Source organism: Halarchaeum nitratireducens (assembly GCF_017874695.1).
In the GTDB taxonomy this organism is placed as follows: Archaea; Halobacteriota; Halobacteria; order Halobacteriales; family Halobacteriaceae; genus Halarchaeum; species Halarchaeum nitratireducens.
Genome location: NZ_JAGIKY010000012.1, coordinates 124,035 through 131,924, shown reverse-complemented (window position 1 = coordinate 131,924; position 7,890 = coordinate 124,035). Strand labels below are relative to the sequence as shown.

The 7,890-nt window shown below is 67.1% G+C and carries 4 protein-coding genes and 1 pseudogene; 4 read left to right on the top strand and 1 reads right to left on the bottom strand.

What is annotated here, in order from left to right:
* Positions 1-781: 781 nt before the first annotated feature.
* From purM to J2754_RS12265, 4 genes and pseudogenes are all read left to right on the top strand, one after another.
* Positions 782-1,777, top strand: a complete 996-nt coding sequence (gene purM, locus J2754_RS12275; RefSeq protein WP_188878430.1) for a phosphoribosylformylglycinamidine cyclo-ligase — start codon at positions 782-784, stop codon at positions 1,775-1,777.
* A 151-nt stretch (positions 1,778-1,928) separates the two neighbouring features.
* Positions 1,929-2,285: pseudogene (locus J2754_RS16645) on the top strand (ATP-binding protein); the annotation flags it as partial.
* Positions 2,286-6,017: a DNA topoisomerase VI subunit B gene (locus J2754_RS16750; protein WP_425350995.1), complete on the top strand. Its 3,732-nt coding sequence runs from the start codon at positions 2,286-2,288 to the stop codon at positions 6,015-6,017.
* Positions 6,014-7,111 carry a DNA topoisomerase IV subunit A gene (locus tag J2754_RS12265; RefSeq protein WP_211087590.1) on the top strand — a complete coding sequence of 366 codons (1,098 nt, stop codon included), beginning with the start codon at positions 6,014-6,016 and terminating at the stop codon, positions 7,109-7,111. Before J2754_RS16750 ends, J2754_RS12265 begins: the two co-directional genes overlap by 4 nt.
* On the opposite strand, the gene J2754_RS12260 is transcribed toward J2754_RS12265, so the two are convergent.
* Positions 7,108-7,887 (bottom strand): HAD-IIA family hydrolase, encoded by a 780-nt coding sequence (locus J2754_RS12260; RefSeq protein WP_211087589.1) that lies wholly within the window; start codon positions 7,885-7,887, stop codon positions 7,108-7,110. The genes J2754_RS12265 and J2754_RS12260 overlap by 4 nt on opposite strands.
* Positions 7,888-7,890 lie beyond the last annotated feature (3 nt).

Genomic DNA, 7,890 nt, shown 5'->3' with positions numbered 1-7,890 from the left:
GCAGACCCACCGTCCGACGTTCCAGAGTTTCGAGGCTGAGAACCCGAGCGAATCAAGGTCGTCAGACACCTGTGGCTGATTCCTGATGGAAGCAGCGTAGGTGCGGGTGACAACCGTTTTCGCCATACATAACCTATGTAGTCAAACCTACTTGAACATATAGTTTAAATGTGGAATATCCTGCCCTGCTCTCGGCGGTGGATTGTGGGGGCGCTGTCGGATTCATCCCCGCCCTGAAGGGCGGAGCTTTCTCCTTGAGTCTCCGTAAACTACCCCGCCCTACTCGCTCCCTCCCGCCTTGCGGCGGTCGGTCACTCCTTGAGGACGGGGCTTTGCCGAAACGACATTGTGCCCCGCGACCCCATGCATGGACGCGGCCCGGCTTCCTCTTACCATCCTTGCCCCGGCGTGGGTGCATTGTTGATGCCTCCCACTCCGACCGAGGCCGGGATTGTCCTGCCGATTTAATTCCCGGTGTTCTCACGCTCTATCCCCACACGGGGAACGGGAGTTCAACCCGTTCGCGGTCGTCGTTCCCGAGTACAGGGTACGGTACTCCCGCACCACAGGAGCCAGTTTACTGGTGGCTCCTATCGTCCCCGACGTGTGCGAGGTCGACAGTGGAACAGGATACGTCTCGGACAGTCTTAAAGAATGTGCGAACGCGCTTCCTCTCCGCCCTACCTGCGTCTTCGACGCTCGTTGAGGACGGAGGCTCCGCGCTACCACGTGCTGAGCATACACCACTACCCTTTTCGCGCCCGATTGCGCACGCCCGTGTATGAGTGAGGACGCGGACACCGAGAGCGAGGAGGGCATGACGTACGCCGACGCGGGAGTCGACATCGACGCGAGCGAGGCCGCGACCGCCGCACTGGTCGACGCCGTCGCGGACGTCGGTAACACGACGGACTACGCGGGGCTCGTCCCCGTCGGCGATCAGTACCTCGCGCTTGCCACCGACGGCGTCGGCACGAAACTGCTCGTCGCGGAGGCGATGGCGGACTACTCGACGGTCGGTATCGACTGCATCGCCATGAACGTCAACGATCTCGTCGCGGCCGGCGTCGCGCCGGACGCGTTCGTCGACTACCTCGCCGTCGACGAACCGAGCGAGACGCTCACCGCACAGCTCGGCGAGGGCCTCGCCGCGGGGGCAGAAGAGGCCGAGGTGGCGCTCGTCGGCGGCGAGACGGCGGTGATGCCGGAAGTCGTGAACGGGTTCGATCTCGCGGGGACCGTCGCCGGCCTCGCCGACGAGGATGACCTCTTCCCCGGGGACGCGCGGGTCGGGGACGCCCTCGTCGGCTTCGCCTCCACGGGCATCCACTCGAACGGCCTCACGCTCGCCCGGCGGGCCGCGACGAGAGGAGAGGGAAGCTACCACGACGACTACCCCTACGAGGGGTACGAGACGGTGGGCGAGGCCCTCCTCGAACCGACGCGGCTCTACACCTACCTCCTCTCGCATCTCCGCGAGCGCGACGTCCACGCGGCCGCCCACGTCACCGGCGGCGGCTGGACGAACCTCTCGCGGATGGGCGAGCACGAGTACGACGTCACCGACCCGCTCCCCGCACAGGACGTCTTCACCTTCGTGCGAGAGCGGGGGGACGTCTCCGACGAGGAGATGCATCGCACGTTCAACATGGGCACTGGGTTCGTCGTCGCGCTCCCCGAGGCCGAGGCGGAGACGCTGATCGCCGAGACCGACGGCGAGCGCGTCGGGACGGTACGGGACGGCGACTCCGTCGAGATCCGCGGCCTCTCGCTGTAGTCGCCGAGCGGCGGCGGGCCGTCGGAAGTGAAGCGCCCGCGGACCGCGGTTCTCAGAGATCGAGCCGACCGTTCGCCGCGCCGTCGTCCACTTTCACCACGGTGTACCCACGGGGTTTTATAGCCGTGTGACCAAGGTCGCCGATACGGAAATGACGTCCTTCCAGTCGACACTCGCCGATGGAGACGACGACGGCATCGCGGAAGAGCTCGCCGCGAGCCAGCGCGAGATCTCCATCGCCGAGTTCTTCGAGAAGAACAAGCACATGCTGGGCTTCGACTCCGGGGCCCGTGGGCTCGTCACGGCCGTCAAGGAGGCCGTCGACAACGCCCTCGACGCCACGGAGGAGGCCGGCATCCTCCCCGACATCTACGTCGAGATCCAGGAATCGGGTGATTACTACACGCTCGTCGTGGAGGACAACGGCCCCGGCATCACGAAAGAGCAGATCCCGAAGATCTTCGGGAAACTACTGTACGGATCGCGTTTTCACAGTCGTGAGCAGTCGCTGACGCCCGATCAAGAGCTCCTCGTACGCCGTGACGGGGTCGTCGATACCGTCCCGATCGGCGTGCTCTGCGACGCGTACCTCCCCATCGACGGCGCCGCGACCGCGCCGCTCTCGGCGGACATCGAGGTCCCCTCGTTCGATCGTGAATCTCACGAGATGTCGTGGCAGCCCGTCACACATGCGATCCGCCACGAGACGGACGAGCAGACATACGAGATCACGACCGAGAAGGGGCGTACGGTGGAGGTGACGGGCAACCACAGCCTGTTCTCGGTGACGGCGAACGGGGAGACGAAACAAGTGAAAGCCGGCGATCTCGAGCCCGGAGACGCCGTGCTCACGCCACGCTCGCTCCCGACGAACGACGATCCGGTCGAGTCGGTCAATCTCCTCGAACACATCACACCCGATCAGTTAGAGGACCGCCGGCTGTACGTCTACGGGTTCGACCGGGAGACGCTCGAGGAGATCCGGAGCGGCGAAACGATCCGGAAGAAACCGAACGCGGACAGTACCCGGAAACGGTATTACTATCGGTACGAGGGTGTCGACGTCCTCAAAGACAGTCTGGAATCGAACTATCTTGAGGGGGGATACCTCCCGGCGTCGACTGTGCTCGAACTCGGGTGGGAGGAGCGGGCGGCCGACTGCGAGCTGAAGACGTACCAAGTCGGTGGCGACGAGACGACGATCCCGGTGACGATGCCGCTCACGGCGGAGTTCGCTCGCCTCCTCGGCTACTACGTCGCGGAGGGGCACGTCGGTCCGCGACAGGTCGGGTTCACCTTCGGGTCCCACGAGGGCGAACTGATCGAGGCGACCGAGACGGCCGTCGCCGGCGTCGGCGGTGGCACGACGACCGTCGAACGAGAACGCAACTCGACGCGCGTGAAGGCGTTCGGATCGCCGCTCGCGATGTTCCTCGGGAACGTCTGCGGAAAGGGTGCGGAGAACAAACGCGTGCCGTCGTTCCTCTTCGACGCCTCTGAGGACATCCAGCAAGAGTTCCTCACCGCGGTCTATCAGGGCGACGGCTCCGACTCGCATCCCGGGAACGAGCTCTCCCACACGACCGTCAGTAAAACGCTCGCCCGCGGCGTCTCCGTCCTGTGGAACATGCAGGGAGTCCTCGCGAGCACCGAAACGGCCGAGAACACGAGCGGGTACGCCGAGGACGATTCGACGACGTATCGGACGAAGGTGTACGGTGCGGATTTGAACGTGCTCGATGCGTTCGGCGAGCGCAAGCCGACGGGCGAACAAGGGTATAAGCGCGTTCCGACATCGCTTCTCGACGACGTCCGCGTCGACGACGTGGACGCCCACACCGTCCCGGACACGGTTCCCGGCCTCCTCCGCGGTGCGGGTGTTGGCTCGAATCTCGAACACGCCGAAGCGTACCAGTCCCTGATCGAGGCGGCGCTCGACGGCGGCATCGTCGAGAAGCCACGATACACGCATAACCTCGTCGAGATGGGGCTCCTCGACGAATCCCACGAACCGACGGCGGCCCTCGAAGAACTCCACGCGACCATCCGGAACCTCCACGGAATCACGGACACGGACATGTGTCTCCTTCCCGTGAAATCGGTCGAGGAGACGGACGCACCGGAGTACGTCTACGACATCTCCGTCCCCGGTGCGTCGGGTGAGGACGAGAACTTCGTCGTCGCAAACGATGGTGCGCTCTCCGTGAAGAACAGCCGCGGCCAACAGGGGATCGGGATCTCCGCGGCCGTCCTCTACAGCCAGCTGACCTCCGGGACGCCCGCGAAGATCACCTCGCGCACGCAGGGCGCCGCGGAGGCGAACTACTACGAGCTCGTCATCGACACCGACACGAACGAACCGGTCATCAGCGAAGAAGAGACCGTCTCGTGGGACCGCCCGCACGGCACGCGCATCGAGCTGGAGATGGAGGCGAACATGCGCGCACGCGGCCAGCTCCACGACTACGCCGAACACACGGCGGTCGTGAACCCCCACGCGCGCCTCGAACTCCGCGAGCCCGAGGGGCGCTTCAAGTTCGAGCGGGCCGAGGACGCGGGTCTCCCCGCCGAGACGGAGGAGATCCGCCCGCACCCCCACGGCGTCGAACTCGGCGCGCTGATCAAGATGCTCGGGGAGACGGATTCGCGCACGGTCCGTGGCTTCCTCCGCGAGGAGTTCACGCGCGTCGGCGCGAAGACCGCGGACTCGATCTGCGATGCGTTCCGCGACAGGCGATACGGGCGCGAGCTCGCGTGGACGATCGACGTCGATGAGGGCAACGTAGACGCGCGGATCGTCGACGCCGTCTCGAACAAGCCCGCGGCGGACACCGAGGCGTTCGCGGCCGCGGTCGCCGACGCGCTCGCGGAGCGCGGCGCGCTCTCCCACACCGACCTCGAAACGCTCGTGGCCGACGTGGCCGCCGACGTCGAGGCCGATTCCTCGTTCGGCGCGACGGTACGGGGCCACGTCGTCGACGCGCTCTGGGACGCCCTGACGGCCCATCGACGGGGGGACCTCTACCGACACGTCGACGCGGCCACGACGGTACAGAAGGACGGCGCGACGGTCGAGGCGCTCGCCGAGCGCCTCGCCGCGAAGTTCGGCGACGAGACGCCGTACGATCGAGTGACGCGGGACGAACTCCGCGACTTCGTCGAGCGCGCCGCCGACCAGACGGAGACCGGCACCGGCGCCACGGTCGGCGAGACGGCCCGCGAGAACGTCACCGACGAGCTCTGGACGGCGGCCCACACCGTCACCGACGACCTCCCCGCGGCCGCCGAGATCGCGTCCGACCGGAACCTCGCGCGCGACCTGCTCGACGCGATGCGCACCGTCGACGTGATGGCGCCCCCGACGTCCTGTCTCGCGCCGATCCAGGCGGAGTCGGTCGAGGCGGGTCTCCGCAAGGAGTTCGACGCGGACTTCTACGCCGCGGCGACGCGCGACGCTGAGGTCCACGGCGGCGACCCGTTCGTCGTCGAGGCCGGAATCGCCTACGGGGGCGACCTCGCCGCAGAGGGGACCGTCGACGTGATGCGCTTCGCCAACCGCGTCCCGCTCGTCTACCAGCGGGGGGCGTGCGCGACGACGAAGGTCCTCAAGGACATCGGCTGGCGGAACTACGGCCTCGATCAGCCGGGCGGGAGCGGCCTCCCGAGCGGCCCCTGCGTCATCATGGTGCACGTCGCCTCGACCAACGTGCCCTTCACTAGCGAGTCGAAGGACGCCGTCGCCTCCGTCCCCGAGATCGAGGACGAGGTCGAACTCGCGGTCCGCGAGGCCGCCCGCGACCTCAAGGGCTTCCTCAACGAGCGTCGCTCGCGTCAGAAGCGCCAGGAGAAGCAGAGCGTCATCATGGACGTCCTCCCGACGATGGCGGAGAAGGTCTCCGAGATGACGGGGCGCGAGCCGGTCGGCGTCGAGGACTCGCTCGCGCGCATCATGAACAACGTCCTCGTCGAGCGCGAGCGCGCGGACGACACCGTCCGCCTCACGGTCGAGAACAACACCGACGCGAACGCCGACATCGACCTCACGGACATCGTCTCCGCCGAGCCGAGCGATGTCTCCGACGGCACCGTCGTCGAGATGGACGGCGAGTGGTTCGTGAAGTGGTCGCCCACGGTCCCGAGCGGCGAGGACGCGACCCTCGAATACGCCGTCGCCGCGGACGCCGACTGCGACCTCTCCGTGAACGGCGTCGGCGACGAGAAGCTCACGATCTCCCAATGAGTTCCGACACAACCGACGACGCGGCGCGCGAGCGCCTCATCGACATGGCCGCAGAGTTCTACGACCAGTTCGCGGACGGCGAGATCCCGAACATGCAGCTGCCGACGCGTTCGAAGTCGAACATCGTCTTCGACGAGGACGCGGACGTCTGGGTGTACGGCGATCGGACGTCGACGCGCTCCGCCAACTCCGCGTCGGGCGCGCGCAAGCTCCTGAAGGCGATCTACACGATCGACTTCCTCGCCCAACAGTTAGAAGAGGACCGCTCCTCGACGCTGCGTGAGCTCTACTACCTCTCCGAGTCGTGGGACGAGGAGGCCGCGCAGTTCAACGGCCAGTCGGAGTCCGACAAGCTCGTCGAGGACCTGGAGATCGTCTCCGGGGTGAAGCGCGAGGACTTCCACATGCGTCCCGAGGAGTCGGGCGCGAAGGTGATGGGTCCCCTCCGCCTCCGCGAGCAGACGAACCGCGGGGACCGCGAGATCCACTGTCAGGACGACGTCGGGCAGGGCGGTTACCAGATCCCGAACAACCCCGACACGATCGAGTTCCTGGATCACGACGTCGACTTCGTCCTCTGCGTCGAGACCGGCGGGATGCGCGATCGCCTCGTCGAGAACGGCTTCGACGACGACTACAACGCGCTCGTCGTCCACCTCGGCGGCCAGCCGGCGCGCGCGACGCGGCGGCTGACCAAGCGCCTGCACGACGAACTCGATCTCCCCGTCACGGTCTTCACCGACGGCGACCCGTGGTCGTATCGCATCTTCGGCTCCGTCTCGTACGGATCGATCAAGTCCGCACACCTCTCTGAATACCTCGCCACGCCCGAGGCGCAGTTCATCGGCATCCGGCCCGCGGACATCGTCGAGTACGACCTGCCGACCGACCCGCTCAGCGACTCCGACGTCAACGCCTTGGAGAGTGAACTGGAGGACCCGCGCTTCCAATCGGAGTTCTGGACGGAGCAGATCGAGCTCCAACTCGACATCGGGAAGAAGGCCGAACAGCAGGCCCTCGCTTCGAGAGGGTTGGACTTCGTGACGGACACCTACCTCCCGGAACGCCTCACCGAGATGGGCGTCCTCGACTAGTCGAACAGCGCGACGGCCGCCCCGATGTCGGCGACGACGTGGTCGGCGCGCGTCGCGTCGTCCGCGCTCGCGGCGAGTCCCGTCTCGACGAGCACGGTCGTCATGCCGGCGCGCTCGCCGAGCGCGACGTCCGTCGCGGGGTTGTCGCCGACGACGGCGCACGCCGACGCGGGCACGCCGAGTCGCTCGCGCAGGAGAGCCGCGGTTTCTTTCGATGGTTTCCCGAGGACCGCGTCGGGATCGCGCTCGACGACGCCCGAGACGGCGTGGACGAGCGCGCCCGACCCCGGAATCGGGCCGTCGGTAGTCGGGATCGTCCGGTCCGGGTCGGTGCCGACGAAGCCGACGGCCGCGGGATCGTCACCGAACGCTCGGAGCGCGTCGTGCAGGTCGTCGTAGTCGAAGTCGGGATCGTAGCCGACGACGACGCACTCCGCGTCCGCGGGGTCGGCGACGAGGTCGCACTCCGCGTCGCGGAGTTGGGAGACGATGGCGTCGCCCGCGATGGGGTAGAGCGCGTCCGCGGCGTGGTGCTCCCGGAGGTAGCCGATCGTGGCCGTGCACGCGGTGAGCACCTCCTCGGGCGACGCCGCGATCCCGCGCTCGCGGAGGCGCGCGGCGTACGCTTCCGGGCGGATCGTCGGGTTGTTCGTGAGGAAACACACCGCATCGACGCGCTCGCGGATCGCGGCCATCGCCTCTCGTGCACCGGGGAGGAGCTCGTCGCCGTGGAGGAGCGTGCCGTCGAGGTCGATGGCGGCCGCACGGAGAGCCATATG